Raw genomic sequence first — 24,954 nt, 5'->3', positions numbered from 1 at the left:
TAGCCTTTGGCCTCCAGCTATCATCTGCGCGCCAAGAGACAGTGAAGCTAAGCGTGTTGGTGTATTTGCCCTTGGGTTGTTCTTCTTAAATTGCCTGGAAATCTTCGATGCTGTCGTATCACCAAAAGAGTTTTCTGATCGTCGATGATTTCTCGGATTTCCGCAGCTCCGTCAGGTCCATGCTGCGGGAGCTGGGCATCAAGGATGTCGACACCGCTGATACCGGTGAGCAGGCGCTGCGTATGTGTGCGCAGAAGTCCTACGATTTCATCCTGCAGGATTTTCATCTGGGCGATGGCAAGAAAAACGGTCAGCAGGTGCTTGAAGACCTGATGATCGAGAAGCTGATCAGCCATGAAAGTGTGTTCGTCATGGTCACCGCCGAAACCAGTCAGGCCATGGTGCTCAGCGCCCTGGAGCACGAGCCCGATGCTTACCTGACCAAGCCGTTCAACCGTTCTGGTCTGGCCCAGCGGCTGGAACGGCTGGTGCAGCGAAAGACGTTGCTCAAGCCGATCCTGCAGGCGCTTGACCGGGGTAAACCGGTCGAGGTGCTCAACGCCTGTATCGCCTTGTGCAAGCAAGACATCCGCTACTCGCCGCTGTGCCTGCGTTATCGCGCCGATGCCTTGCGCGACCTGAACCAGAACGAAGCGCTGGAACGTCTTTACGACGGCATCATCGCTGATCGGCCTTTGCCATGGGCGTTTGCCGGGCTGGGCAAGTTGCTGTTCAAGCGCGGCCAGGTTGCCCAGGCCAAAGGCGTCTATGAAAAAGCGCTGAAAGTATTCCCGATGATGCCGGCGCTCTATGACGGCATGGCCGATGTGTTGGTCTCGCAAGGCGATACCAAGGGTGCCCAGCGCGTGTTGGAGGAAGCCATTCGCCTGTCGCCACTGGCGGTCCGCCGGCAAGCGTTGCTGGGTAAACTGGCGATGGCCAACGAAGATTTTGACACTGCCTCTAAAGCCTATCGCCAGGCGGTGGCTCAAGGTGCCCAGTCTCGCTTCAAGGATGCCGAAAGCAACCTTGGCCTGGCCCACGCCTTGATCAGCAAGGGCAGCGAAAAGGGGCTGGACACTCGGACTCGGCTGGAAATCAACACGACCCTCAGTGCTGTGGCCAAGGAGAACCCCTCCGACCCGGGCCTGCAGATTCGTGCACGGCTGATGAAGGCTACCAGCCTGCTGCTCAACGATGCCGAGACCGCCGAGAAGCTCACCGAACAAGCGATGATGCGCCTCGATGGCATGGAGCAATTCATGAGTGCCGAAGCGGCGCTGCTGGTGGCCAAGCAACTGCAAATGCTCGGGCAAGCCACTGCGGGCGCTTCGATGCTTAAAAACTGTGCGGAGATCTACGGTGACGATCCGACAGTGATGCAGGGCATCGCCAAGTTGACTGACGATCCGACTATCCTCAATGCCGGTAACGCCGCCGCCGACCTCAACCGACAGGGCGTGCGGGTGTACAAGACCGGTAACCTGGTGGAAGCACGGGATGTGTTCCGCAAAGCCCTGGCGCTGCAACCGAAGAACATCAGTATTGCGCTGAACATGGCGCAATCGCTGCTGCATGGCACTGACACCAATGTCCCATCGGCGGAACTCGAAGAGTGCCGGACCTGCCTGAAAACGGTCGGCCTGATGCCCGATACCGACACCCGTTTTCCCCGTTATCAGAAGCTGCGAAGCAAGGCGTTTGGCGAATGAACGACAGCGAACAGGCACTCGACTTCTCCACGGTAATTGCCTCTACCGTGCACGACATGAAGAACTCGCTAGCGATGCTGATGCAGGCTCACAGCCAATGGCTGGCGCGCTTGCCCGATCAGCAGCACACCAAGGAACAGGGCGTCATCGACTTCGAGTTCGCCCACCTCAACGGCATGCTGGTGCAGTTGCTCGGGCTCTATAAGCTCGGCGTCAACCAGATGCCATTGCAGCCGGCTTACCATGAGCTGGATGACTTTATTGAAGCGCAACTGGCCGCGCATCAGGAGGTGTTCGCCAGTCGCGGCATCATGGCGACCTACGAAGTGGACCCGCTGAGCCCGTTGGGTTTCTTTGACCGGGAATTGGTTGCTTCGGTGCTGGCCAACAGCATCAACAACGCTATCCGTTACGCACGCGATGCGCTGTTGATCACGGTTAGCGACGAGGCCGGTCAACTGGTGGTGACCATCAACGACGATGGCGAAGGCTATCCGCCCGAGATGATCGAGCGCCAGGACGACTACGTGCAGGGCATCAACCACAGCACCGGCAGCACTGGTCTGGGCCTTTACTTCGCCGGGCGCATCGCTGCGTTGCATCAGCGCAACGGCGTTGGCGGATACACGCGCATCAGCAACGGCGGTCCACTGGGCGGTGGCGTCTTCAGCCTCTACTTGCCCTGATACACGTTCCTGTAGGAGCTGGGACATCGGTTTGGTTTTTTGTTCGCCAGTGCTTGATATTCCGAACGGGCGGAGCCTATTTTGTACGGGTCGCCGTTCGCGGCTCGCACAACAACAAGGATTGCGTCATGACAACCGATGGCCAGCGTTCACTCGCTCAGCGATTGACGGGCATTGATGAGATTGAGTGTGTTACGCCGGATTTGAACGGCGTACCCAGGGGCAAGGTAATGACTGCCGAGGGTTTCCTGGAAGGGCGGCGGTTGCAGATGGCGCGGGGTGTGCTGCTGCAATGCATCATGGGCGGATATCCGCTGGCGCGTTTTTACGGCAGCGATGATGGCGACTTGGCGCTGGTTGCGGACCCTGCTCAAATCCACCGTTTGCCGTGGAGCAAACAGCCTCGGGCATTCGCCATTTGTGATGCGGATGAACTGACCGGGGAAAGCTCCCGTCTGTCGACCCGCGGCCAACTCAAAGCGGTTATCGCGCGTTACGCCGCACATGGCCTCGCGCCAGTGGTGGCGACCGAACTTGAGTTTTTTGTCTTCGCGCCCAACACCGACCCGACGCAATCGTTCCAGCCGCCCATTGGCCTGGACGGTCGTCGCGAGGACGGTCATTCGGCGTTCAGCGTCAGTTCCAATAACGGTTTGCGACCATTCTTCAGTGAAGTCTACGAATGCATGGCCGCCCTTGGCTTGCCTCGCGATACCTTCATGCACGAGATGGGCGTCAGCCAGTTCGAGATCAACCTGCTGCACGGCGATCCGTTGCTGTTGGCTGACCAGACCTTTTTATTCAAGCACCTGCTCAAAGAAGTTGCGCTCAAGCACGGCTTGACGGTGGTGTGCATGGCCAAGCCGTTGGCGCACACGCCGGGCAGTTCGATGCATATTCACCAAAGTATCGTCGAGATCGGCAGCGGGCGTAACGTGTTCAGCGATGAGGCCGGGCAGCCAACGGCGACCTTCCGTCATTTCATCGGCGGTCAGCAGGCCGGCATGGCCGACTTCACCGCGTTGTTTGCGCCGAACGTGAACTCCTATCAGCGCTTGTGCCACCCGTTTGCTTCGCCGAATAATGCCTGCTGGTCCCACGATAATCGTGCGGCGGGTCTGCGTATTCCGGCCAGTTCGCCGGTGGCCCGTCGGGTCGAGAACCGCTTGCCTGGCGCCGATGCCAATCCGTACCTGGCGATTGCCGCAAGCCTGGCCGCCGGGCTGCACGGCATCGAAAACGAGCTGGAGCCGAGTGAGGCGATTCAGGGCGAATTCGTGGTGCCGGATAATCTTTCGTTGCCATGTACCTTGCACGCTGCCCTTGAACGTCTGAAACGTAGCCAATTGGCGATGGAACTGTTTGGCAAGGAGTTCATCGAAGGCTACATCGCTTCGAAGACCATGGAACTGACCAGCTTCTTTGATGAAATTACTCCCTGGGAACGGCGTGTTTTAGCAGCCCAGGCCTGACGACCCGTCGTCTTCGGGCTATCGTTCTCGCTAGCCCGATACTCACTGCAAGGAGCCGCTCGGAACGCCGATGCGCCAAATCTGGAAATCCTTTCGAGCGCTGTATTTCGCCTCGCTGATGATGTTGATCGGCTCGGGTCTGTTGAGTACTTATCTGGGCTTGCGCCTGGCGGCTGACCATGTCGACAGCTTGTGGGTCGGTGCGTTGATGGCGGCCAACTATTTTGGCCTGGTGCTGGGCGGCAAAATCGGCCACCGGTTGATTGCCCGGGTCGGGCATATTCGCGCCTATGCAGCGTGTGCCGGGATTGTCGGCGCGGCAGTGTTGGGCCATGGCTTGATCAACTGGTTGCCTGCGTGGCTGTTTCTGCGGGTGATCGTGGGTCTTGGCATGATGTGCCAATACATGGTCATCGAGAGCTGGCTCAATGAGCAGGCCGAAGCCAAGCAGCGCGGGTTGGTGTTCAGCGGTTATATGATTGCCTCGTACCTGGGGCTGGTGTTGGGGCAGCTGATTCTGGTTCTGCACCCGGCCTTGGGCCTGGAGCTGCTGATGCTGGTCGCCTTGTGCTTCGCGTTGTGCCTGGTGCCGGTGGCCCTGACCCGACGCATTCACCCGGCGCCTTTGCATCCGGCACCGATGGAGCCGCGGTTCTTCATCAAGCGAGTGCCGCAGTCGTTGAGCACGGTGTTGGGGGCCGGGTTGATCGTCGGTTCGTTCTACGGTCTGGCACCGTTGTATGCCTCGCAACAAGGGCTTTCGACCGAGCAGGTCGGTCTGTTCATGGGTAGCTGCATTTTTGCCGGTCTGGTGGTGCAGTGGCCGTTGGGCTGGTTGTCTGATCGTTATGACCGGGCGTTGCTGATCCGCTGCTTCGCTTTGTGTCTGGCCGTTGCTGCGTTGCCGCTGGCGATCATGACCGAAGTGCCGCTGGAGGTGCTGTTCATCGCCGGGTTCTTCTGTTCGCTGGTGCAGTTTTGCCTGTATCCGTTGGCGGTGGCGTTTTCCAATGACCACGTTGAGGGGGATCGTCGGGTTTCCCTGACAGCGATGCTTTTGGTGACCTACGGCGTTGGCGCCAGTATCGGGCCGCTGGTGGCCGGGGTGCTGATGAAACTGTTCGGCAGCCACATGCTGTATGCCTTCTTCAGCTTCTTTGCGCTGGTGCTGGTGTGGCGGATTCGCCCGAAAGCGGTGACCAACCTGCATCAGGTCGACGATGCGCCACTGCATCACGTGGCCATGCCTGACAGCATGTCGAGTTCACCGCTGGTGGCAGCCCTTGACCCGCGGGTCGATGAGCAGGTGGTGCAGGATCAGATGCAGAACCCGATCGATCCTGAACCGGACCCTGAGCCGAAACCTGAAACCGATCCGTCTCCGGAAGAACCGCACGACCCGGACACAGGTCGCGAACAAAGCTTCACCGAGGCCAGACCTTAATATCCATGCATAAAAAAACGGGCAGTCACCGCAAGGGACTGCCCGTTTTTTATTGAAGCGCAGTGCTTACATGTCGTCTTTGTCGAAGCGCCGGGCTTCGCGCTGAAGCTGATAGACGAAGCGCTCGACCTGCCGTTGCACCAGGCCGCTCATGTTGTGAAAGCGTACGCCGGCGAACGTGGTGGAGATTCTTTCTTCGAAGTGTAAGTAACGCAGTTCAACCGGGGCCGTCATGCTGCCAAAGGGCAGGGCGGCGATGAAGCGGTCATAGACTTGGCCCAGTTGCAGGCTGGAAGTGATATCGCCTTCGAAGCGCAGCTTGCAGCCAGTGGCAGAGATATCCAGCAACTTGCCGTTGATTGGCGACTTGAGTTTTTCACCGCCCAGTTCGACATTAACCAGTTGCGCCAGCTTCAACGCGGCGCGAAAGGCATTGCGACGCTGGTGGTAAACCACCTCGGTCGGCAGCGCGCCCCGATAGCAACGACCACCACCGGACTCGTCGATGGTCAACGGACCGTTGCTTTCCCAGGCAATGCGCACACCGTCGTGGAAGCCTTCGACCCGGAATGGTTCACCGGCCAACAGGTAGCGTTCACCGTCACGGGGGATCATCTCGTCCAGGGCGATCATGTTGCTGTCACGATCGATGTCCACCAGATAGCTCTGGAAGCGCTGGCTACGTTCGTGGAACGTGATGATCAGCGGATCATGGCTGTCTTGCAGCTGGCGCAGGTTGCCGGAGATTTCCAGGGGTGTGGTGAGCACCTTGGGTGGCTGCGGAGCATCTTCCGCACTTAAGGCATTGAACACGGTTCATCAATCTCCAGACAAAATATGACTACTAGCCGGCATTCTGCCAGCATGTTTCGCGTCTTGATAGGGCGTGCTCATTAGCGGACTCAAGCCTGACTGAGCGGACGAGGTCCGGCCATCTTGGCAGTTGATCCGCGTGCATCATAGAGCGCTGGAGGTTCGCCACCGGTGAGGATTTTCAGCTGATTGGCCGTAGCGGCCTGCTGCATCAGGATCGACTGGCCATTCTTGACGTTGGCAGCCTGGCATTGAGCCAGAAGATCGGTCAGCACATCGCTTTGTTCCAGCAACTGACCGCCAATGCTCGAATGGCTGGCGAGTTGCTCAAGGCCGGCGCGAGTGAGGGGCAGGTTCAGGCTGGCGAGGATTTCGCTGCGCTTGCGGCCATGCTGTTCGAGCAAAATGATCAATGCCTGTTTTTCCGCCAGAATTTCTTCAAGCAGTGGCATGTCGCGACCGTGCAAGGCGAGGGACTCGGTTTGCAATAACGCCAGCAAGCGTTGAGCTGGAGCAAAGTCGTCGGTGATCAGTTGCAGTAGATTAGTGTCGTGCATGGCTGGCCTTGGGTTTTAAGCGTCCAAAAGCCTGGCGCAGGCGATGGCCTAGCGCTGGGCTTCGAAGTTGAGCAGTTTGCTGGCTACACGGTTGCTGTCGACTTTATAGCTGCCATCGGCAATCGCTGCTTTCAACTCGGCCACACGGGCGTTGTCGACGGCAGGCTGATCGCGCAGCTTGTCAGTGACCTTTTGCAACTGTTGAGCCTCATTGCTGAGATGTACCGATTCCCCGCTTGTGACGGTACTGGCCTGTTCGGCCGGGGTAGTCAGCGGTGCGGATTTGCCGGCGTCGGCGGTTTCCTTGGCAACGCTGGTACGTGTACTGCCCGTAAGTGGCGAGGAGCTGTTTAAACGGCTGAAATCGATGACCATGATAAAAAAACCTCTGGGTATTTGGACGCTTGCCATGTTTTCGGCAATCCCTGCGAAAACTTTAGGCTCATTTAAGCAATGAGCCGCATGCGCCAGCACTTGTCCTGCATGGGGCACAGTTTAGGCAACAGCCAGGCGGCGCGCCATAGCTTCACAAAACAGAGAGCCCTACATGGACACTTCCACTTGGCCTGGCGCGGTGACTTGCGCCTTGATGACTCGCATGGAATTGAGGTTTTTTACCCTTATCTGTTCAGCCAGGCCGCCATTGGAGAGCGCTTCGCCCGGCATGCGCACACTGAGCGTACCACTGCGTGCGGTAATCACCACCTGATCACCCTTGCGTACGACTTCCGCCTGTTCGAGATGGACCAGGGTGATGACCTGATCGCCTACCGTTTGTCGGGTAAGTTTCTGTCCGATGGCCTGGTCAACCGAGGTGAAATACCCCTGGTTGATCAAGCTGATGTCGCGCTCGCGTAAAACGACATCGCCCGGTTCGATGATGCCGGCGCGCCTGAGCGGGCGAGTGGTGGTGACGACCTCTCGAAACAGGTGCACTTGAGCGGGTACGAACACGGTCCAGGGGGAGCTGCCCTCGCAACGAACCTTGACTGTAACCCGCCCGATGGGGGTGGCCGGGCTTTCCAGGGAGGCTGTCAATTCCTTGTCGCACATGGGCATGCGCAGTCGCGGATCGAGCTGCTTGACCTCGATTTCGTAGCGACCTTCCGTTTGACTGGTAGCCAGATAGTCCTCTACGGTGAATTCAAGAAAGCCCTGAGTGACGCCGATAAGCATGTCAGGCAAGGTAACCGCATCAGCAACGGCAGGGCTGCCAGGGGTCAACAGGCAAGCAGCCGACATCACGCAAAGCAATTTGCGGTAGTTTGATGTCAGGCGTCGGAAAAATGTCGTTTGATCGTTCATAAGGGTTAAAAAGCAAGCGCCGTGCCGTTTAGTGATGAATGTGCGTCGCAACACAACTTAGCGTTGGTGTAGGAGTCTGGGCATGGCTGGTGTAATGGATTCGGTAAACCAGCGCACGCAACTGGTAGGGCAGAATCGCCTGGAGCTGTTGTTGTTCCGTCTCGACGGCCAGCAACTCTACGGGATCAACGTGTTCAAGGTTCGTGAGGTGCTGCAATGCCCCAAACTGACTCTGATGCCCAAGTCCAGTCCCGTCGTGTGCGGTGTGGCAAATATTCGTGGGGCGACCATCCCGATCCTCGATCTGGCGATGGCGACCGGTGCCGGTGCACTTAAAGATCAAAGCAATCCCTTCGTGATCATCACGGAGTACAACACCAAGACTCAGGGTTTCCTGGTCCGGTCGGTAGAGCGCATCGTCAACATGAACTGGGAGGAGATTCATCCGCCACCCAAGGGCACTGGACGCGATCATTACCTCACGGCTGTGACTCGGGTCGACAATCAGTTAGTCGAAATCATCGATGTCGAGAAAGTCCTGGCGGAGGTTGCGCCGACACCGGAAGCGATTTCGGTGGGGGTGGTCGATGTCGAAACCCAGCACAAGGCCTTGTCCTTGCGAGTGCTGACGGTCGATGACTCGTCGGTGGCGCGCAAGCAGGTGACCCGTTGCCTGCAAACGATCGGTGTCGAAGTGGTGGCGTTGAACGACGGTCGGCAAGCGCTGGAGTACCTGCGCAAGCTGGTCGACGAGGGCAAGAAGCCGGAAGAAGAGTTCCTGATGATGATCTCCGACATCGAGATGCCGGAGATGGACGGGTACACCCTGACGGCCGAGATCCGCAACGACCCTCGCATGCAAAAGCTTCATATCATCCTGCATACTTCGTTGTCGGGTGTGTTCAATCAGGCGATGGTCAAGAAAGTCGGTGCCGATGACTTCCTTGCCAAATTCCGTCCTGATGACCTGGCATCCCGGGTAGTCGACCGGATCAAAGCAGCAGACATCAGCTAGGGGCCTTTTGCCCCTGGCGGTCAACACGATTTAAGAGGCGGTATCTTTGTCTACGGGTAATTTGGATTTCGAACAGTTCCGGGTATTCCTGGAAAAAGCCTGTGGCATTTTGCTCGGTGAAAACAAGCAGTACCTGGTCTCGAGCCGTCTCAACAAACTGATGGAACAGCAGGGCATCAAGTCCCTGGGTGAACTGGTGCAGCGCATCCAGACCCAGCCGCGCAGTGGTTTGCGCGAAATGGTGGTGGATGCCATGACGACCAACGAAACCCTGTGGTTTCGTGACACCTATCCGTTTGAAGTCTTGAAGAACAAGGTGCTGCCCGAAGCAATCAAGGCTGCTCCCGGTCAACGTCTGCGCATCTGGTCGGCGGCTTGCTCGTCGGGTCAGGAACCGTATTCGCTGTCGATGTCCATCGACGAGTTCGAACGGGTCAACATGGGCCAGTTGAAGATGGGCGTGCAGATTGTTGCCACCGACTTGTCCGGCACCATGCTGACCAACTGCAAGACTGGCGAGTACGACAGCCTGGCGATCGGTCGCGGTCTGTCGCCCGAGCGTTTGCAGCGTTACTTCGACCCGAAAGGGCCGGGGCGTTGGGCAATCAAGGCGCCGATCAAGAGTCGGGTGGAGTTTCGCTCGTTCAACCTGCTCGATAGCTACGCAGCACTGGGCAAGTTCGACATCGTGTTCTGCCGCAACGTACTGATCTACTTCTCCGCCGAGGTGAAGAAAGACATCCTGTTGCGCATTCACAGCACGTTGAAGCCGGGTGGTTACTTGTTCCTGGGCGCTTCTGAAGCGCTGAACGGTTTGCCGGACCATTACCAAATGGTCCAGTGCAGTCCGGGGATCATTTACCAGGCGAAGTGATGCAAAAGCGGCAGGCATAAAAACGGGAGTCCTCAAGGGCTCCCTTTTTATGCCTGCCGCTTTTGCATCACGTAGGAGCTGCCGAAGGCTGCGATCTTTTGATCCTGGTTTTTAAGATCAAGATCAAAAGATCGCAGCCTTCGGCAGCTCCTACAGGGGCCGCGCGCGATTCGGGAAAGCGGCAGAAAAGCGGCAGGCGGCGGAAACCCGTTGCCGCTTTTCTGGCATTGCCGCCTTGCCGATGCCCGCAAAGGCCCGGTTTACGGGCTTTTTTAATTGGCACGCGGCTTGCTATGTTCACGTTACGAAAAATCAGGTCACCCGAAGGTTTCCCGACATGAGCATCAGCTTCGATAAAGCGCTCGGTATCCACGAACAAGCCCTGGGCTTCCGCGCTCAGCGTGCCGAAGTCCTGGCCAACAACATTGCCAACGCCGACACCCCGAACTACAAGGCTCGGGACCTGGATTTCTCCAAGGTGCTTGCCGCACAGAACGAGAAAACCAAGAACGGCACTTTCGCCTTGAACATGACGAACAGCCGTCATATCGAAGCCGAAGGCCTGGGCAATGGTGACGAGTCGCTGCTGTATCGCACGCCGATGCAACCGTCGATCGACCAGAACACCGTGGACGCCCAACTGGAACAATCCAACTACGCGGAAAACGCGGTGGGCTTCCAGGCCAGCTTCACCCTGCTCAACAGCAAATTCAAAGGGCTGGTTTCAGCCCTGCGTGGAGAGTAAGTCATGTCTCTTGCCAGTGTTTTCAACATTGCCGGTAGCGGCATGAGTGCCCAGACCACTCGCCTGAACACCGTTGCCTCGAACATCGCCAACGCCGAAACCGTCTCGTCGAGCATCGACCAGACCTATCGTGCCCGTCACCCGGTATTCGCCACCATGTTCCAGGGCGGCCAGAACGGCGGCAGCGATTCGCTGTTCCAGAGCCAGGACGCCGCCGGTCAAGGCGTGCAAGTGCTGGGCGTGGTCGAAGACCAGAGCAATCTTGAAGCGCGCTACGAGCCGAACCATCCGGCTGCCGACGCCAAAGGCTACGTCTACTACCCGAACGTCAACGTCGTCGAAGAAATGGCTGACATGATTTCCGCGAGCCGTTCGTTCCAGACCAACGCGGAAATGATGAACACCGCCAAAACCATGATGCAGAAGGTCCTGACCCTCGGTCAGTGATAAGGGGCGACTCAGATGAGTGTTACCGATACCACCAGCAGCCTCAGCATGAACGACATTCTGGCCAACTCCTCGGTGACGGCCAACAGCTCCACCGCGAATAGCCTTGGCTCTTTGGCCGGCGCCGCGACCGGCGGCCAGACACTGGGCAAGGACGCGTTCCTGCAATTGCTGGTGACCCAACTCAAAAACCAGAACCCGCTGGACCCGCAGGACAACAGTGCGTTCGTCGCCCAGTTGGCCCAGTTCAGCAGTCTGGAAGGCATCACCACGCTGAACACCACGGTCAGCTCGATTGCCAGCAACTTCAGCTCTTCGCAAGCGTTGCAGGCTTCGTCGTTGGTCGGTCGTTCGGTGATCGTGCAGACCAACTCACTGCAGGTTGATGATCCGACCAAAGCGGTTAACGGTTCGGTGAACCTGACGTCGTCCATCGCCAGCGGCACCGTGACCATTTCCGACAGCAGTGGCAACACAGTCAGAACCATCGATCTGGGCACTCAGGCGGCAGGCAGTGCTGCCTTCACCTGGGATGGCAAGGACTCGAGCGGCGCCACCGTTCCAGTCGGCACTTATACCGTCAAGGCCAGCGCGCCTGTCGACGGTACGGCGACGGACCTGGCGGTTTACCTGCCGGCCACCGTCAACAGCGTGACCCTGAGCCAGACCGGCGGCGAGCTGACGCTCAACCTCGCAGGCCTGGGCCCGGTCGCCCTGTCCAAAGTTCAAACCATTGGTATATAGAGCCGACTAACCGGCACAAAGGAGTGGAATATGTCTTTCAATATCGGCCTTAGCGGTCTCTATGCAGCCAACAAACAACTGGATGTAACCGGTAACAACATCGCCAACGTCGCGACCACCGGTTTCAAATCCTCCCGTACAGAGTTTGAAGACGTCTATTCGGCGACCAAACTCGGCAGCGGCAGCCAAGTCGTCGGCAGCGGTGTAAAACTGGCCAACGTGTCCCAACAGTTCACCCAAGGTGACATCAACAACACCGGTAACGTGTTGGACATGGGCATCAACGGTTCGGGTTTCTTCACCCTGAGCAACAACGGTTCGACGACCTACACCCGTGCCGGTACGTTCAAGGTCAACAGCGATGGTTACATCACCAACACCGACTACACCTCGCGCCTGCAAGGCTACGGTGTGGATGCCAATGGCAAAGTCATCAACGGTGTGTTGACCGATCTGAAAATTGACACTTCGAACCTGGCGCCGAAGACCACTTCGTTGGTGACTTCGACGATCAACCTGAACTCGACGGCCCCGGTTATCGACGATACCGTTCCGGCCGGCAAGTTCGACCCGACTCTGACGGCGACCTACACCAAGTCGTTCAGCACCCCGATCTATGACAGTCAGGGCAACCAGCACTCCATGGATCAATACCTGGTGAAAACCGGTGGCAATACCTGGAAGGTCTACACCCTGGTAGACGGCCGCAACCCGGATGCTACCGGCAGCGACCCGAAAACCACTGCACCGGTCGCTTCGACACTGTCGTTTGACGCCACTGGTAAGTTGACTCAGGTCAGCACGCCTAATCCGGCGGGCGGCGCTCCAATCATCAGCAGCAACCTGACGGTTAACAGCTGGGTGCCAGGCACTGTGACCAATGGCGTTTGGACAGCCAATGGCGCTGCCGCTAACCCGGCCGGTGTGACCATCTCCATGGCCAATACCACTCAGTACAACGCTGACACCGCGCGTTCGATCCCGACTCAGGACGGTTACGCCACTGGCCAGATCACCAACCTGACCATCGACGGCACCGGTACCCTGTTCGCCAACTTCAGCAACAACCAGAGCAAGGCTATCGGCCAGGTTGCACTGGCAAGCTTCACTAACGAACAAGGCCTGCAAGCGGTTGGCGGCACTAGCTGGAAAGAGACGTTCTCTTCGGGTATCCCGGGCTACGATGCTCCGGAAACCGGGACTCTGGGTTCTATCGAGTCCAACTCCCTGGAAGAGTCCAACGTCAACCTGACCAACGAACTGGTCAACCTGATTAAGGCGCAGAGCAACTACCAGGCGAACGCCAAGACCATCTCCACCCAGAGCACCATCATGCAGACCATCATTCAGATGACCTGATGCTGGTTGGGTTGTAGCGCTTCACCAAGAGCCCCTCGGAAGAGGGGCTTTTTTATGCACGGGATTTGAGGCTGGTCTCTGAATTTGCGTTGTGGGTGATGGCCTCTTCGCGGGCAAGCCTCGCTCCTACAGATTTGGCGTCGTTCATTTGCCTTGGGAGCGACATAGAATCTGTAGGAGCGAGGCTTGCCCGCGAAGACGTCAGACCGACCAACACTTTCCCCAAGGCAAAGAAAACCCCCGACCAGTCCAGAGAACTAATCGGGGGTTTCAGATAAGCGCCGTTAAGCGCTTACCGGCTCAGCTTATTGGCAAGCTTCGCAATCCGGCTCGTCAATCGCGCAAGCCTTTGGCACTGGTGCCGGACCGGCAGGAGCTGCCAGGACCGAATCGTCACCGTGGTTGCCGCCGCTGGAAACAGCGTTCAGCTTGCCGGTGTTGATGGTCGACTTCTCGGTGCTGGTCGCGGCCAGGGCACGGAGGTAGTAAGTGGTTTTCAGGCCACGGTACCAAGCCATGCGGTAGGTCACGTCCAGTTTCTTGCCCGAAGCGCCGGCGATGTACAGGTTCAGGGACTGAGCCTGGTCGATCCACTTCTGACGACGGCTTGCCGCGTCAACGATCCACTTGGTGTCCACTTCGAAGGCAGTCGCGTAGAGCTCTTTGAGTTCTTGCGGGATGCGCTCGATCTGCTGAACCGAACCGTCGTAGTACTTCAGGTCGTTGATCATGACCGAGTCCCACAGACCGCGAGCCTTCAGGTCGCGAACCAGGTACGGGTTGATCACGGTGAATTCGCCCGACAGGTTCGATTTCACATAGAGGTTCTGGTAGGTCGGTTCGATCGACTGCGATACGCCAGTGATGTTGGCGATGGTGGCGGTCGGTGCGATGGCCATGATGTTGGAGTTACGAATGCCTTTCTGTACACGGGCACGAACCGGTGCCCAGTCCAGGGATTCGTTCAGGTCAACGTCGATGTACTTCTGGCCACGTTGCTCGATCAGGATCTGTTGCGAATCCAGCGGCAGGATGCCTTTGGACCACAGCGAACCCTGGAACGTCTCGTAGGCGCCGCGCTCGTCGGCCAGGTCGCAGGAAGCCTGGATAGCGAAGTAGCTGACCGCTTCCATGGACTTGTCGGCGAACTCGACGGCAGCGTCGGAACCGTAAGGAATGTGCTGCAGGTACAGAGCGTCCTGGAAGCCCATGATGCCCAGACCGACCGGACGGTGCTTGAAGTTGGAGTTCTTCGCTTGTGGCACCGAGTAGTAGTTGATGTCGATAACGTTATCGAGCATGCGAACGGCGGTGTTCACGGTACGTTCCAGCTTGGCGGTGTCCAGCTTGCCGTTGGTGATGTGGTTCGGCAGGTTGATCGAGCCCAGGTTGCAAACGGCGATCTCGTCCTTGTTGGTGTTCAAGGTGATCTCGGTGCACAGGTTCGAGCTGTGAACCACGCCAACGTGCTGCTGCGGGCTGCGCAGGTTGCACGGGTCTTTGAAGGTCAGCCATGGGTGGCCGGTTTCAAACAGCATGGACAGCATTTTGCGCCACAGGTCTTTGGCCTGGATGGTCTTGAACAGCTTGATCTTGCCCGGGTACTCGGACAGCGCTTCGTAGTACTCGTAGCGCTCTTCGAAAGCCTTGCCGGTCAGGTCGTGCAGATCCGGAACTTCGGACGGCGAGAACAAGGTCCACTTGCCGTCATCGAAGACGCGCTTCATGAACAGGTCAGGGATCCAGTTGGCAGTGTTCATGTCGTGGGTACGACGACGATCATCACCGGTGTTCTTGCGGAGTTCGATGAACTCTTCGATGTCCATGTGCCAGGTTTCCAGGTAGGCACAGACAGCGCCTTTGCGCTTGCCACCCTGGTTAACGGCTACGGCGGTGTCGTTCACCACTTTCAGGAACGGAACAACGCCCTGGGATTTGCCGTTGGTGCCCTTGATGTACGAACCCAAGGCACGAACCGGCGTCCAGTCGTTGCCCAGGCCGCCAGCGAATTTGGACAACATGGCGTTGTCGTGGATCGCGTGGTAAATGCCCGACAGGTCATCCGGCACGGTGGTCAGGTAGCAGCTCGACAGCTGTGGACGCAGGGTGCCCGCGTTGAACAGTGTTGGAGTCGAGGACATGTAATCGAAGGACGACAACAGGTTGTAGAACTCGATCGCACGGTCTTCTTTGTTCTTCTCTTCGATCGCCAGGCCCATGGCCACGCGCATGAAGAAGATCTGCGGCAGTTCGAAACGCACGCCATCCTTGTGGATGAAGTAACGGTCGTACAGGGTTTGCAGGCCCAGGTACGTGAACTGCTGGTCGCGCTCGTGGTTGATTGCCTTGCCGAGTTTTTCCAGGTCAAACGTGGCCAGGATCGGGTTCAGCAATTCGAATTCGATGCCCTTGGCGATGTACGAAGGCAGGGCCTTGGCGTACAGGTCGACCATTTCGTGGTGGGTTGCGCTTTCGGCAACTTCCAGGAAGCTCAGGCCTTCGGCACGCAGGGTGTCCATCAGCAGGCGGGCGGTCACGAACGAGTAGTTCGGCTCACGCTCAACCAAGGTGCGGGCGGTCATCACCAGAGCGGTGTTGACGTCGGTCAGGGCCACGCCGTCGTACAGGTTTTTCAGGGTTTCGCGCTGGATCAGGTCGCCGTCGACTTCTGCCAGGCCTTCGCACGCTTCGGTGACGATGGTGTTCAGGCGGCCCATGTCCAGAGGAGCAAAGGTGCCGTCGGCGCGGGTGATGCGGATCGACGGGTGAGCGTTGACGGCTTCTTCGGTCGGCGCGTGGGCAGCGCGTTCTTTCGAACGACCGTCACGGTAGATCACATAGTCGCGGGCCACTTTCTGCTCGCCGGCACGCATCAGGGCCAGTTCAACCTGGTCCTGGATTTCTTCGATGTGGATGGTGCCGCCCGAAGGCATGCGACGCTTGAAGGTCGCGGTGACTTGTTCGGTCAGGCGGGCAACGGTGTCGTGGATTCGCGACGAGGCAGCAGCGGTGCCACCCTCAACTGCGAGAAACGCTTTGGTGATGGCGACGGTAATTTTGTCATCGGTGTAAGGAACGACAGTGCCGTTACGCTTGATCACGCGCAGTTGGCCAGGCGCGGTGGCGGACAGATCCGAATTCGAATCAGCGGCCTGCGGCAAGGTGCCCTGCGGGTTCTCGCGAGTTGTGTCGGTTTGCATGGGTGTCTCCACGTTCTCTATGTTTGTTTGGGCACCATCACGGTGCCCACCGTTCCGTCCTGAAGCACTACAACCGGCGAGCGCCGGGCATAACAACTTCGGGACAGTTCAGGAAGGGGGCCTTTTGAGCGCCGCTTCCATGCCGAAGTCTTTGGTTTCAAGCCGTAGGCTGAAAACCGAATTCCTTTTGGGTGACAGTTATGGACTGCAACACCCGTACCGTTTTCGCCGCTTGGGGGTCAAAAACAGCAGCCATCCGCTCGTGCGGTTTGGTCTTCTGAAAATACGTTTGGTTCAACCAGACAAAGGCAATAAAAGCGCTTGAATTCGGTGTCTGATTTGTGTTTGGTTTTTGGGCGAAAACCCTACATGTAGGGTTTTTTAGCGCCGAGGTACAAGATAATGCGTTTTGGGGGTGATTGCAACGTACTACCTGTGGATAAACCTGTGCGTAAATTGTGTGTGAAACGTGGAAACAGCGTGTAGGCCGCGACCCTACTGGAGTCGACCGTTTGTCATGGTATTTTCATGATTGAAAACGGTTGGGGCAGTTTTTAAGGGCGCGAACCCTATCACAAAAAACCGCGTTGTCCGAACGCATTTGCCGACTTGTTTTCTCGGCAGTCGACGTTTATACAATCGGCCGGTACGCAAGCATTCTTATCCTCCCCAATCATTACAAAAAGACGGGCGGATCCTTCCTTATTAGTGTTGTTGGCAAGCAGAGGTCACCCGTGGAGCAAGAAGCCTGGCAGGTATTGATTGTCGAAGACGACCAACGTCTGGCCGAACTGACCCGTGATTACCTCGAAGCCAATGGCCTGTGCGTGGCAATCGAAGGCAATGGCGCCCTGGCGGCGGCGCGGATCATCAAGGAGCAGCCAGACCTGGTGATTCTCGACCTGATGCTGCCCGGCGAGGATGGCCTGAGCATCTGCCGCAAGGTGCGCGACAAATATGACGGCCCGATCCTGATGCTCACCGCCCGTACCGATGACGCCGATCAGATTCTCGGCCTGGACCTGGGCGCCGATGATTACGTGTGCAAACCGGTGCGCCCGCGGTTGCTGCTGGCGCGCATCCAGGCCTTGTTGCGCCGCAGCGAAGCGCCGGAAGTGGCCCCGGAAAAACTTCGGCGTTTGCAGTTCGGCCCGCTGGTGGTGGACAACGCTTTGCGTGAAGCCTGGCTCAATGACAACGGCATCGAACTGACCAGCGCCGAGTTCGACTTGCTCTGGCTGTTGGTGGCCAACGCCGGGCGCATCCTGTCTCGGGAAGAAATCTTCACCGCATTGCGTGGCATCGGTTATGACGGCCAGGACCGTTCCATCGACGTGCGCATCTCGCGCATTCGCCCCAAGATCGGCGATGACCCGGAGCATCCGCGTTTGATCAAGACCGTGCGCAGCAAGGGTTATCTGTTCGTTCCGGAAGCCTGCACGCTGTGAACTCGATCTTCCTGCGCATCTACGGCGGCATGTGTGCGGCGCTGGTCCTGGTGGCAGTGCTCGGCGTGCTGGCGCTGCACCTGCTCAACCAGGTGCGCAGCGAGCAATACCGTGAACGCCTGGCCCACGGCACGTTTTCGCTGATGGCCGATAACCTGCAACCCATGAACGAGACCGAGCGCCACCGGGCGTTGCTGGTCTGGGAGCGTCTGTTGGGCATTCCCTTGTCGTTGCAGACCTTCGCCCAGACCGACCTCGACCTGACCCAGCGCACCCGTGTGTTGCGTGGCCATGCGCTGGTCGAACAGACCGGCCCTCACGCAGCAAAGGTTTACCGGTTGGTCAGTGACAAGGAACAACTGGTACTCACCGGGGAAGTCCAGCAGATCAGCGAGCAACTGGCCCGCGCGACCATTTACTTGTTGGCCGATGAACTGGTGCGCTACCCGGTCGCCGAACAACCCAAACGCCTGGCGCAATTGAAAGAAGATAAAGGCTTCGGTTTCGACCTGCGGCTGGTCACGGTCGAAGAGGCCGACATGGACGAGGATCAGAGTCGCCGGGTGTCCGAAGGCGACACGGTGATGGCGCTGGGCAAGGGCGGCGATTCGATCCGGGTGTTTGCCGGCATGGTCGGCACGCCGTGGGTGCTGGAAATCGGCCCGCTGTTTCAGATGAACCCGTATCCGCCGGAATGGCTGGTGCTGATCGCCGCCCTTGGGCTGACGCTGATCGGTTTGATCGTTTATCTGTTGGTGCGGCAACTGGAGCGTCGTTTGCGTGGCCTCGAAGCCGCCGCCACGCGCATCGCCAAGGGCAGCCTGGAAACCCGCGTGCCGGCGCGCGGCGCAGATTCGGTCGGGCGTCTGGCGGCGGCGTTCAACGGCATGGCCGACGCACTTGCAGCAACTGCTGGCGATTCAGCGCGAACTGGTGCGCGCGGTGTCCCATGAACTGCGTACGCCGGTGGCACGCCTGCGTTTTGGTCTGGAGATGATCGGCTCGGCCACCACGCCCCAGGCACTGGAAAAGTACCGCGAAGGCATGGACCACGACATCGAGGACCTCGACAAACTGGTGGACGAGATGCTCACCTACGCGCGGTTGGAACAAGGCTCACCGGCGCTGAATTTCCAGCGCATCGATCTCGATGCGTTGGTCAATCAGGTGATCGAGGAACTGGCACCGTTGCGTGCGGACGTCACGGTACAACGAGGGTTGTGCCTGTCGGCCGCCGATTGTGACGATGCCTGGGTCGAAGCTGAGCCGCGCTACCTGCACCGGGCGTTGCAAAACCTGGTCAGTAACGCCATGCGCCATGCGCAGTCGCGGGTGACCGTCAGTTATCAGGTGGGGCAGTTGCGCTGCCGGGTCGATGTCGAGGATGACGGGCCGGGCGTGCCGGAAGTGGCCTGGGAGAAAATCTTCACGCCGTTCCTGCGCCTCGATGACAGCCGGACCCGGGCATCGGGCGGGCATGGGTTGGGCTTGTCCATCGTGCGCCGGATCGTCCATTGGCATGACGGGCGGGCGCTGATCAGCAAGAGCAAAAGTTTGGGCGGGGCGTGTTTCAGTTTGAGTTGGCCGCGTAATCAAGAAAAACGCTGAAGTCTTTGTTGTCAGTCAGGGACCCATCGCGAGCAAGCTCGCTCCCACATTGGATCTATGCCACCCCGCAAATCCCTGTGGGAGCGAGCTTGCTCGCGATGAGGCCCCTCGAGACACTGAAGATCTTCAGGCCTTGATGCTGACCAGGCTCAACAACTGCCCATCCTGCACCCCAAACTGCGCGTCCAATTCGGTCCCGTTACACCACTCACTGGACAAGTCCGTGAGCAGCCGCAACCGCACCTGACCGCTCTCGGTCCATTCCAACACTTCCGCATGTTCGAAATAAAAGCGCTTTTGCACGATCGGGTAGAGCGCCTTGAACAGGCTTTCCTTCACCGAAAACGTCAGGGTAACCAGCAGCGCCAATTGATCGGTCCCGCTCGCCGCCATGCGCTGTAACTCCGGCGGTGTGAGGATCTCCCCGGCCAGGCGTTCGGCCCGTTCGACATTGAGCAGGTTTTCCAGGTCCATGCCCAAGCCGCGCCAGTGGGCCTTCTTCGCAACAATTGCCGCGGCCCGGCCGGTGCTGTGGGTGATCGAACCGGTGATGTGCGCAGGCCAAACCGGTGCCCGGTCTTCGCCAATGGCCGGGATAAAGCTCAGCCCTTCCAGTTGTTGCAGTGCGGCCCGGGCGCAGACGCGTCCGGCCAGAAACTCGGCCTGACGCTTGGCCACCGAACGCTGGATGCTCGCGGGCGGCTCGATGGCGCTGCGCTGGAAGTCATCGCTGGCCAGTTGCGAGGTGTCGAAGTGAGTACTCAGCAGCACCGCATCGGGCAGCACGAACGGTAGCGGCCAATGGGCCTCAAGTGGGGTGCAGCAGACGGGTAGGGCGGGGGCGGGATTCATGGCGGGCATTTTGCCGGGTTGGGTTGCGGCTGGGTAGTGTTCACAGCAAGAACCCCAGTTGAAACTCAACCTGTGGCGAGGGGCTTGCCCCGTTGCGCTGCGAAGCAGTGCTAAAACCTGCAATCGGGTTTCAACTGGTAAACCGCGTTTGCTGATTTTACGACTGCTTCGCAGCCGAACGGGGGCAAGCCCCCTCACCACAGAGGTCACTGTCCCGCCCCAGTTTCTGGTGTGCTTAGCTAAATATTTTCTTGAAGAACGCCTTCATATCCGCCCACGAACTGGCATCCGCCGCCTTGTTGTAACCAATGTCCGGCCCGCCATGATCACCATGGCTCAAGCGATCCGCATCCGGGTTGGTGAACCCATGCTTGGCGTCTGCCAGGCTGACGAATTTGTAGTCGGCCCCGGCCTTGTCCATTTCAGACTTGAACGCCGCCACATTACCCGGGGTGACCATGCTGTCCTTGGCGCCATGCTCGACGAGGATTTTCGCCTTCACGCTGCCCGGCGTCGCGGGCGTGTTGGTCGCCAGTGCCCCGTGGAAACTCACCACACCTTTCAACGGCAAGCCCTGACGCGCCGCATTCAGCACCACACCGCCGCCGAAGCAGTAACCGATGGCCGCGAGTTTGTTCGGGTCGGTCTGTGGCTGTTGTTTCAACAGATCAAGCCCGGCCTGGAAACGTGCGCTGGCCACCGCGCTGTCCTTCAGTGCTTCTTGCATGAACGCCATGGCGTCCTTCGGATGCTCGGTGTTCTTGCCGCCGCCATACATGTCGATAGCCAACGCGCTATAGCCCAGACCGGCGAGGTCCCGGGCGCGGCGCTTGGCGTAATCGTTCAGCCCCCAGAACTCATGCACCACCACAATTCCCGGGCGTGGGCCTTTGATCGCGTCGTCGTAGGCGTAGTAGCCGATCATTTTTGTACCGTCGGTACTTTGGTAGGGAATTTCCTGAGTCTTGATCGCAGCCTGAGTCAGCCCGCTCAAGGCCAGTAAAACGAGGACGAAGAACATGCGCATGGTCGGATCTCCTTTTAATAAAGTCGTCAAAACAGCCTAGTCGATTTGATTCAGCTCAGGTTTAGAGTGCGTTCAGGGGGAGTTCAGGGGCCGGTCGGTAATGTAGACCCATGATCAAACGCGCCTGCGCATGAGGAAATGCCCCCAATGACTGGTCCAGCAAAACAGTCATGCCAGTGCCAATCTCACCTACAACTGCATGTCGGCCTCGCACAATGGCATTAAACTGCGTCAGGAAGACCTCATGGGTCGCTATGATCAGTTCTGCCTGGTGGATGGCTGCAAGCTTCACCTTGTCGCCATCGAGATTTGCCGTTGCACCTTTGGAGATGTTGTTTTGCCCGGGAGAGCGTTATGAAATTGCTGGTCGTCGAAGATGAAGCGCTGCTGCGCCATCACCTGCAAACCCGCCTGACGGATAGCGGCCACGTGGTCGAGTCCGTGGGCAACGCCGAAGAGGCGCTGTATCAGACCGAGCAGTTCAACCATGACCTGGCGGTGATCGACCTCGGACTGCCGGGCATGGGCGGGCTCGACCTGATCCGTCTGCTGCGCTCCCAGGGCAAGACATTTCCGATCCTGATCCTCACCGCCCGCGGCAACTGGCAGGACAAGGTTGAAGGCCTCGCCGCTGGTGCCGACGACTACGTGGTCAAGCCGTTCCAGTTCGAAGAGCTGGACGCCCGGCTCAATGCCTTGTTGCGCCGTTCCAGCGGGTTCACTCAGTCGACTATTGTCGCCGGGCCGTTGATGCTCGACCTCAATCGCAAGCAGGCGTCACTCGAAGAACAGCCGCTGGCGCTGACCGCGTACGAATACCGGATCCTCGAGTACCTGATGCGCCATCACCAGCAAGTGGTGGCCAAGGACCGCTTGATGGAACAGCTCTACCCGGATGACGATGAGCGTGATCCGAATGTGATCGAAGTGCTGGTCGGTCGCCTGCGCCGCAAACTCGAAGGTCCCGCCGGGTTCAAACCGATCGTCACCGTGCGTGGCCTCGGCTACTTGTTCAATGAGCGCTGTACTTGATTCGTTCTCTTCGCGTTCGCCTGATGCTCGCCGCCACCCTGTTGGCGGTGTTGTTCATGCTGGCGTTGCTGCCGGCGATGCAGGGCGCGTTCAGCCTGGCGTTGCAGGATTCCATTGAGCAACGCCTGGCCTCGGACGTCACCACGCTGATCTCCGCTGCCCGGGTGGAGAACAACCACTTGCAGATGCCTTTGCAATTGCCCGATGAGCGTTTCAACCTCACCGACAGCCGTTTGCTGGGCTACATCTATGACCGCGAGGGGCATCTGGTCTGGCGCTCGAAGGCCTCCCAGGAAGAGATCATCAACTACAAGCCGCGTTACGACGGGCGCGGTAGCGAGTTTGCACGCATTCGCGAGGCCAATGGTCATGAGTTCTTCGTCTATGACGTCGAGGTCAAACTGCTGGGCGGTAAAAGTGCGGCGTTCAGTATCGTGGCCTTGCAGCCGGTTCGTGAGTACGAAGCCACCCTTGAAGGCCTGCGGGAAAATCTCTATCTGGGGTTTGGCGCGGCGTTGCTGGTGTTGTTGTCGTTGTTGTGGATCGGTCTGACCTGGGGCTTGCAGGCGTTGCGCCGGCTGAGCCAGGAACTGGACCAGATCGAAAGCGGCACCCGCGAAAGCCTCAGCGAAGAACACCCGCGTGAACTGCTGCGCCTGACCGGTTCCCTCAACCGCTTGCTGCACAGCGAGCGTGAGCAGCGCAGCCGTTATCGCGATTCCCTCGATGACTTGGCCCACAGCCTGAAAACCCCGTTGACCGTGTTGCAAGGCGTCAGCGAGGACATGGCCCAGCGCCCGCAGGACCGTGACCAGGCCTGGGTGCTGCAATCGCAGATCGAACGCATGAGTCAGCAGATCAGCTATCAGTTGCAGCGCGCCAGCCTGCGCAAAAGCGGTCTGGTACGCCATCAGGTGCGCCTGCGCCCGGTGCTGCAAAGCCTGTGCGACACGCTGGACAAGGTCTACCGCGACAAACGGGTGCGGGTCGCTTTCGACCTGCCGGACCCGTGTTACGTGCCGATCGAGCAGGGCGCCTTGCTGGAGATGATGGGCAACCTGCTGGAGAACGCCTATCGCCTGTGCCTGAGCGAAGTGCGCATCAGCGTGCGCGAAACGCTTAGCGGAGTTGAGTTGTGCGTCGAGGATGACGGGCCGGGCGTGCCGCCGGATCAGCGGGCGCGGATTCTGCAAAGGGGTGAACGACTGGATCGACAGCATCCGGGGCAGGGGATCGGGTTGGCGGTGGTCAAGGACATCATCGAAAGCTACAGCGCCCAGTTGACTCTGGGGGATTCGGCCATGGGCGGCGCGGCGTTCCGGATTCATTTTCCGGTGGTTTGAGGTTGTTCGCGGGAATAGCCGATCCATTGTGGCGAGGGAGCTTGCTCCCGTTCGAGTGCGCAGCGCTCGCAAAATCGTGGGGCCGCTTCGCAGCCCAGCGGGAGCAAGCTCCCTCGCCACAAAAGCCAGTAAGCCAAACTGATCTCAATTCTCCTGCGCGCGATAAGCCCCAGGTGTAAGTCCAGTCCACTTCTTGAACGCCCGATGAAACGCCGAAGGCTCGGAAAACCCCAACTGCTCGGCAATCTGTTGCAACGACAGATCCGCCCGCCCCAAGTGATAAATCGCAATGTCCCGCCGCAACTGGTCCTTCAATTCCTGAAAACTGCTGCCTTCTTCGCGCAAATGCCGGCGCAAGGTCTGCGGGCTGATGTGCAAGTGCGCGGCCACCGCTTCCAGGTCCGGCCAGCGCGCACTGTCGCGGCTGAGCAAACGGCGCAACTGGCTGCTCAAGCTGTCGCCGTCATCCGGGCGCGACAACAGGTCGGCGGGGGAGCGTTCGAGGAAATGCTTGAGCGTGCGCTCGTCCTGCAACAACGGCATGCTCAGGTAGCGACTGTGAAACAGCAGGCTGCTCTGGGCCGTTGAAAACTCCTGCGGGCAGGGGAATAGCAGATCGTACTCGGCGCCGTGCTCAGGTCTCGGATAGCTGAATGTCGCCTGCTCCAGGCGAATACGCTGGCCGATCAGCCAACTGCCGAGACGATGCCAGATCACAAGCAGGGATTCACTGAGGAAGTGATCCGGGTCCCGCAACTGTGAATCGTCGAGGCTCAGGCGGAGTCATTTCGTCTTCGCGGGTCAGGGTCAGACGCGGCGCCTCGGGGAATAGGCTATAAAACAATAAGCCGCGATGAAGTGCTTTCTCCAGGCTGCGGCAATGGATAATCGCGTGGCACATCATGGCGAAACTGCCGGGTTTGCTCGGTGCCTGCCCGAATCCCAGGTATTCGTCGTCCAGCGCCAGCCACAGGCCCTGGATCAGCCGGGTGAATTGTTCCGGCGCGATGCGTGCCCTTGGCTCGTCGAGCAACTCGGGGCTGATCCCCAGTTGTAACAACAAGCCTGAATAATCATAACCACGCCGACGCGCGCCACCGAGGGCGGCACGGGCGAAATGACTGGCGATGGTGCGTTCGCGCATAGGAGGCAGGTCCGTCCACTAAGCGCCGGATGGTAGCCGCAGGACTTGGCGATGAACAAGGCGGATATCCGCCAAATTGTAGGATGAGGTCTGGCCGATAGGCGGAAATCCGCCACATTGCTGTAGC

The 24,954-nt window shown here is 58.8% G+C and carries 20 protein-coding genes and 2 pseudogenes; 14 read left to right on the top strand and 8 right to left on the bottom strand.

What is annotated here, in order from left to right:
* Positions 1 to 107: 107 nt before the first annotated feature.
* The 4 genes from RHM58_RS00215 to RHM58_RS00200 all read left to right on the top strand — a co-directional run bounded on the left by RHM58_RS00215 (position 108) and on the right by RHM58_RS00200 (position 5,314).
* Entirely contained in the window at positions 108 to 1,712 is a 1,605-nt protein-coding gene (locus RHM58_RS00215) for a response regulator (protein ID WP_322269366.1), read from the top strand.
* Positions 1,709 to 2,398: a sensor histidine kinase gene (locus tag RHM58_RS00210; RefSeq protein WP_201205918.1), complete on the top strand. Its 690-nt coding sequence runs from the start codon at positions 1,709 to 1,711 to the stop codon at positions 2,396 to 2,398. Before RHM58_RS00215 ends, RHM58_RS00210 begins: the two co-directional genes overlap by 4 nt.
* A gap of 230 nt (positions 2,399 to 2,628) precedes the next feature.
* A complete protein-coding gene (locus RHM58_RS00205; protein WP_201206755.1) occupies positions 2,629 to 3,870 on the top strand; it encodes a glutamine synthetase family protein in 1,242 nt (413 codons plus the stop codon).
* Positions 3,871 to 3,940: 70 nt separating this feature from the next.
* Complete coding sequence (locus tag RHM58_RS00200; protein ID WP_201205916.1) at positions 3,941 to 5,314, top strand: MFS transporter; 1,374 nt, start codon at positions 3,941 to 3,943, stop codon at positions 5,312 to 5,314.
* A gap of 66 nt (positions 5,315 to 5,380) precedes the next feature.
* Here RHM58_RS00200 and RHM58_RS00195 read toward each other — a convergent pair whose 3' ends face one another.
* From RHM58_RS00195 to flgA, 4 genes are all read right to left on the bottom strand, one after another.
* Entirely contained in the window at positions 5,381 to 6,127 is a 747-nt protein-coding gene (locus tag RHM58_RS00195; protein ID WP_201205914.1) for a flagellar brake protein, read from the bottom strand.
* Positions 6,128 to 6,216: 89 nt separating this feature from the next.
* Positions 6,217 to 6,684 (bottom strand): flagella synthesis protein FlgN, encoded by a 468-nt coding sequence (locus RHM58_RS00190; RefSeq protein ID WP_322269364.1) that lies wholly within the window; start codon positions 6,682 to 6,684, stop codon positions 6,217 to 6,219.
* A gap of 48 nt (positions 6,685 to 6,732) precedes the next feature.
* Complete coding sequence (flgM, locus tag RHM58_RS00185; protein ID WP_201205910.1) at positions 6,733 to 7,059, bottom strand: flagellar biosynthesis anti-sigma factor FlgM; 327 nt, start codon at positions 7,057 to 7,059, stop codon at positions 6,733 to 6,735.
* Positions 7,060 to 7,227: 168 nt separating this feature from the next.
* Positions 7,228 to 7,989, bottom strand: a complete 762-nt coding sequence (gene flgA, locus RHM58_RS00180; protein WP_201205908.1) for a flagellar basal body P-ring formation chaperone FlgA — start codon at positions 7,987 to 7,989, stop codon at positions 7,228 to 7,230.
* Positions 7,990 to 8,071: 82 nt separating this feature from the next.
* Here flgA and RHM58_RS00175 point away from each other — a divergent pair, with 82 nt between their 5' ends.
* The 6 genes from RHM58_RS00175 (at position 8,072) to flgE (ending at position 13,173) form a co-directional block, all read left to right on the top strand.
* Complete coding sequence (locus tag RHM58_RS00175; protein WP_201254922.1) at positions 8,072 to 9,004, top strand: chemotaxis protein CheV; 933 nt, start codon at positions 8,072 to 8,074, stop codon at positions 9,002 to 9,004.
* Positions 9,005 to 9,050: 46 nt separating this feature from the next.
* Positions 9,051 to 9,878 carry a protein-glutamate O-methyltransferase CheR gene (cheR, locus tag RHM58_RS00170; RefSeq protein ID WP_007899126.1) on the top strand — a complete coding sequence of 276 codons (828 nt, stop codon included), beginning with the start codon at positions 9,051 to 9,053 and terminating at the stop codon, positions 9,876 to 9,878.
* 337 nt (positions 9,879 to 10,215) lie between these two features.
* Positions 10,216 to 10,623, top strand: coding sequence for a flagellar basal body rod protein FlgB (gene flgB, locus RHM58_RS00165; RefSeq protein WP_201191654.1), 408 nt, complete (start codon positions 10,216 to 10,218; stop codon positions 10,621 to 10,623).
* Between the two features lie 3 nt (positions 10,624 to 10,626).
* Positions 10,627 to 11,070 carry a flagellar basal body rod protein FlgC gene (gene flgC, locus RHM58_RS00160; protein ID WP_054054819.1) on the top strand — a complete coding sequence of 148 codons (444 nt, stop codon included), beginning with the start codon at positions 10,627 to 10,629 and terminating at the stop codon, positions 11,068 to 11,070.
* A gap of 15 nt (positions 11,071 to 11,085) precedes the next feature.
* Positions 11,086 to 11,814 carry a flagellar hook assembly protein FlgD gene (gene flgD / locus RHM58_RS00155; RefSeq protein WP_322269362.1) on the top strand — a complete coding sequence of 243 codons (729 nt, stop codon included), beginning with the start codon at positions 11,086 to 11,088 and terminating at the stop codon, positions 11,812 to 11,814.
* Positions 11,815 to 11,844: 30 nt separating this feature from the next.
* Positions 11,845 to 13,173, top strand: a complete 1,329-nt coding sequence (gene flgE / locus RHM58_RS00150; RefSeq protein WP_201205902.1) for a flagellar hook protein FlgE — start codon at positions 11,845 to 11,847, stop codon at positions 13,171 to 13,173.
* Between the two features lie 305 nt (positions 13,174 to 13,478).
* Here flgE and RHM58_RS00145 read toward each other — a convergent pair whose 3' ends face one another.
* Positions 13,479 to 16,373: a ribonucleoside-diphosphate reductase subunit alpha gene (locus RHM58_RS00145; protein ID WP_201254923.1), complete on the bottom strand. Its 2,895-nt coding sequence runs from the start codon at positions 16,371 to 16,373 to the stop codon at positions 13,479 to 13,481.
* 734 nt (positions 16,374 to 17,107) lie between these two features.
* On the opposite strand from RHM58_RS00145, the gene RHM58_RS00140 reads away from it, so the two are divergent.
* Together RHM58_RS00140 and RHM58_RS00135 are read left to right on the top strand one after the other, a co-directional pair.
* Positions 17,108 to 17,821 carry a winged helix-turn-helix domain-containing protein gene (locus tag RHM58_RS00140; RefSeq protein ID WP_201205898.1) on the top strand — a complete coding sequence of 238 codons (714 nt, stop codon included), beginning with the start codon at positions 17,108 to 17,110 and terminating at the stop codon, positions 17,819 to 17,821.
* Positions 17,818 to 19,429 (top strand): annotated as a pseudogene (locus RHM58_RS00135) (ATP-binding protein). The gene RHM58_RS00140 and the pseudogene RHM58_RS00135 overlap by 4 nt, the downstream one beginning before the upstream one ends.
* 126 nt (positions 19,430 to 19,555) lie before the next feature.
* Here the strand turns inward: RHM58_RS00135 and RHM58_RS00130 are convergent.
* Together RHM58_RS00130 and RHM58_RS00125 are read right to left on the bottom strand one after the other, a co-directional pair.
* Complete coding sequence (locus tag RHM58_RS00130) at positions 19,556 to 20,281, bottom strand: 4'-phosphopantetheinyl transferase family protein (protein ID WP_201254925.1); 726 nt, start codon at positions 20,279 to 20,281, stop codon at positions 19,556 to 19,558.
* A gap of 235 nt (positions 20,282 to 20,516) precedes the next feature.
* Positions 20,517 to 21,308: a dienelactone hydrolase family protein gene (locus RHM58_RS00125; protein WP_322269360.1), complete on the bottom strand. Its 792-nt coding sequence runs from the start codon at positions 21,306 to 21,308 to the stop codon at positions 20,517 to 20,519.
* 354 nt (positions 21,309 to 21,662) lie between these two features.
* On the opposite strand from RHM58_RS00125, the gene RHM58_RS00120 reads away from it, so the two are divergent.
* Entirely contained in the window at positions 21,663 to 22,340 is a 678-nt protein-coding gene (locus RHM58_RS00120) for a response regulator (protein ID WP_322269358.1), read from the top strand.
* Complete coding sequence (locus RHM58_RS00115; protein ID WP_322269356.1) at positions 22,337 to 23,683, top strand: ATP-binding protein; 1,347 nt, start codon at positions 22,337 to 22,339, stop codon at positions 23,681 to 23,683. Before RHM58_RS00120 ends, RHM58_RS00115 begins: the two co-directional genes overlap by 4 nt.
* Before the next feature lie 144 nt (positions 23,684 to 23,827).
* On the opposite strand, the pseudogene RHM58_RS00110 reads toward RHM58_RS00115, so the two are convergent.
* Positions 23,828 to 24,827, bottom strand: a pseudogene (locus RHM58_RS00110) (AraC family transcriptional regulator).
* Between the last annotated feature and the right edge of the window lie 127 nt (positions 24,828 to 24,954).

This window comes from Pseudomonas sp. 10S4, assembly GCF_034344865.1.
Taxonomy (GTDB): Bacteria; Pseudomonadota; Gammaproteobacteria; order Pseudomonadales; family Pseudomonadaceae; genus Aquipseudomonas.
This window is presented reverse-complemented; position numbering and strand designations above follow the sequence as displayed.

What these genes read in the sequence shown, in the direction of transcription:
- RHM58_RS00200 (WP_201205916.1), top strand. Translation starts at nt 3,941, where the DNA reads ATGCGCCAAATCTGGAAATCCTTTCGAGCGCTGTATTTCGCCTCGCTG.
- flgB (WP_201191654.1), top strand. Translation starts at nt 10,216, where the DNA reads ATGAGCATCAGCTTCGATAAAGCGCTCGGTATCCACGAACAAGCCCTG.
- flgE (WP_201205902.1), top strand. Translation starts at nt 11,845, where the DNA reads ATGTCTTTCAATATCGGCCTTAGCGGTCTCTATGCAGCCAACAAACAA.
- flgA (WP_201205908.1), bottom strand. Translation starts at nt 7,989, where the DNA reads ATGAACGATCAAACGACATTTTTCCGACGCCTGACATCAAACTACCGC.
- flgD (WP_322269362.1), top strand. Translation starts at nt 11,086, where the DNA reads ATGAGTGTTACCGATACCACCAGCAGCCTCAGCATGAACGACATTCTG.
- flgC (WP_054054819.1), top strand. Translation starts at nt 10,627, where the DNA reads ATGTCTCTTGCCAGTGTTTTCAACATTGCCGGTAGCGGCATGAGTGCC.
- RHM58_RS00175 (WP_201254922.1), top strand. Translation starts at nt 8,072, where the DNA reads ATGGCTGGTGTAATGGATTCGGTAAACCAGCGCACGCAACTGGTAGGG.
- RHM58_RS00205 (WP_201206755.1), top strand. Translation starts at nt 2,629, where the DNA reads ATGACTGCCGAGGGTTTCCTGGAAGGGCGGCGGTTGCAGATGGCGCGG.
- RHM58_RS00210 (WP_201205918.1), top strand. Translation starts at nt 1,709, where the DNA reads ATGAACGACAGCGAACAGGCACTCGACTTCTCCACGGTAATTGCCTCT.
- RHM58_RS00125 (WP_322269360.1), bottom strand. Translation starts at nt 21,308, where the DNA reads ATGCGCATGTTCTTCGTCCTCGTTTTACTGGCCTTGAGCGGGCTGACT.
- flgM (WP_201205910.1), bottom strand. Translation starts at nt 7,059, where the DNA reads ATGGTCATCGATTTCAGCCGTTTAAACAGCTCCTCGCCACTTACGGGC.
- RHM58_RS00120 (WP_322269358.1), top strand. Translation starts at nt 21,663, where the DNA reads ATGAAATTGCTGGTCGTCGAAGATGAAGCGCTGCTGCGCCATCACCTG.
- RHM58_RS00130 (WP_201254925.1), bottom strand. Translation starts at nt 20,281, where the DNA reads ATGAATCCCGCCCCCGCCCTACCCGTCTGCTGCACCCCACTTGAGGCC.
- RHM58_RS00215 (WP_322269366.1), top strand. Translation starts at nt 108, where the DNA reads ATGCTGTCGTATCACCAAAAGAGTTTTCTGATCGTCGATGATTTCTCG.
- RHM58_RS00190 (WP_322269364.1), bottom strand. Translation starts at nt 6,684, where the DNA reads ATGCACGACACTAATCTACTGCAACTGATCACCGACGACTTTGCTCCA.
- RHM58_RS00145 (WP_201254923.1), bottom strand. Translation starts at nt 16,373, where the DNA reads ATGCAAACCGACACAACTCGCGAGAACCCGCAGGGCACCTTGCCGCAG.